Origin of the sequence: Streptomyces sp. NPDC006610, assembly GCF_040611575.1 — a bacterium.
In the GTDB taxonomy this organism is placed as follows: Bacteria; Actinomycetota; Actinomycetes; order Streptomycetales; family Streptomycetaceae; genus Streptomyces.
Genome location: NZ_JBEXOP010000104.1, coordinates 1 through 1,252, shown reverse-complemented (window position 1 = coordinate 1,252; position 1,252 = coordinate 1). Strand labels below are relative to the sequence as shown.

The window sequence follows — 1,252 nt, the reverse complement described above, 5'->3', positions numbered from 1 at the left end:
GGGGTGGGGCCCTCGGGGCGGGTCATGGCAGCTCCTTGAGGCCGAGATCGGTCAGCAGGTCACGCGCGAGGGTCAGTTCGGCGGCGATGCCGTCGGTGAGCTGGGCGCGGGCGCGCGGGCGCAGCTCGGGCGGGAGGGCCTGCCAGGTGTAGGTCTCGACCTCGAGGTGGCGGGTGAGCGGGCGGGGGCCGCCGACGAGCCGGGCCAGGGCGGTCTTCAGGACGGGGAGGGTGGAGGTGAGGGGCGCGGCGGGGGCGGCGTGCAGGGGGACGTGGAAGTGGGCGCGCCAGGGTGCGTCGTCGGGCAGGGCGTGGCCGGCGAGGGCCTCGCCGAGGTCGTCGGTGCCGCGCAGTCCGGTAGCGGTGAGGGTGCGGGTCTGGTGCAGGAAGCGGGGTTCGTCGAAGGCGGCGAGGGCCTCGCGGACCTCGGGGAGGCGGGGGTGCTCGGCGTGCAGGGCGGCGGACAGCTGGGTCTTGACGACGGGGACGCCCGCCCGGGCGAGGGCGTCCAGGGCGGTGTCCGGGTCTTCGAAGGAGGTGGCGAGGTGGCAGGTGTCGACGCAGATGCCGATGCGGTCGTGGCCGACGGCGGTGAGCGGGGCGATGGCGTCGCCCGTGGTCTCGACGACGCAGCCGGGTTCGGGTTCGAGGCCGACGCGCAGGGAGCGGCCGGTCAGGTCGCACAGGGCGTCGAGGCGTTCGCCGAGGGTGCGCAGGGCGGTGCGGGCGGTGTCGTCGCGTCCGGGGTCGCGGGCGGTGCGCCAGGCGAGCGGGAGGGTGGAGATGCTGCCCTCGGCGACGTCGTCGGGCAGCAGTCCGGCGAGGAGGCGGGCGAGGGCGGTGGTGTGCTCCAGGCGTTCGGGGTCCGCCCAGTCGGGCTTGTAGACGCGGTACTTGACCTCGCCGGCACCGAAGCCCTCGTAGGGGAAGCCGTTGAGGGTGACGACCTCCAGGCCGCGCCGGTCGAGTTCGGTGCGCAGGGCGCGCAGCGCGGCCGGGTCGGTGACGAGGGCGTGGGCGGCGTCCTTGGCGAGCCACAGGCCGATGCCGAGGCGGTCGCGGCCGAGGCGGCGGCGGACGGGTTCGCAGTGGTCCCGGAGCTGGGCGAGGACGCCGTCGAGGGTCTCGGCGGGGTGCACGTTGGTGCAGTAGGCGAGATGGACGGTGGTGCCGTCCGGATGGCGGAAGCGCATCGCTCACTCCCCGCCGCGCAGAATGGAGTTGCCCTCGTGGGTGGCGCCCGTCTCGGCGAC

Annotated in this window: 1 protein-coding gene; it reads right to left on the bottom strand. The window is 75.6% G+C overall.

Translation table 11 applies throughout. From position 1 onward, the window contains the following. Positions 1-22: 22 nt before the first annotated feature. Positions 23-1,192 (bottom strand): metabolite traffic protein EboE, encoded by a 1,170-nt coding sequence (gene eboE, locus ABZY13_RS33490; protein ID WP_356637591.1) that lies wholly within the window; start codon positions 1,190-1,192, stop codon positions 23-25. Positions 1,193-1,252 lie beyond the last annotated feature (60 nt).

Coding starts and splice junctions, on each gene's coding strand:
- eboE (WP_356637591.1), bottom strand. CDS start 1,192: ATGCGCTTCCGCCATCCGGACGGCACCACCGTCCATCTCGCCTACTGC.